Below are 255 nucleotides of genomic sequence, written 5' to 3'. Positions count from 1 at the left end.
TTAGGAGGCTCATGGCCTCAGGGATGTCTCATCTTGAAGGGGGCTTCCCGCTTAGATGCTTTCAGCGGTTATCCCGTCCGCACTTAGCTACCCGGCAATGCCACTGGCGTGACAACCGGAACACCAGCGGTGCGTCCACTCCGGTCCTCTCGTACTAGGAGCAGCCCTTCTCAAACATCCTACGCCCACGGCAGATAGGGACCGAACTGTCTCACGACGTTCTAAACCCAGCTCGCGTACCACTTTAAATGGCGA

At 57.3% G+C, this 255-nt stretch carries 1 rRNA gene; it reads right to left on the bottom strand.

The annotated features are described in order from the left end of the window. Positions 1-255 (bottom strand): 23S ribosomal RNA (locus M8006_RS17950); the annotation flags it as partial.

The organism is Halomonas llamarensis, assembly GCF_023555005.1.
In the GTDB taxonomy this organism is placed as follows: Bacteria; Pseudomonadota; Gammaproteobacteria; order Pseudomonadales; family Halomonadaceae; genus Vreelandella; species Vreelandella llamarensis.
Note: the sequence above shows the minus strand (reverse complement) of the source record. Positions and strands in the feature narration are given on the sequence as shown.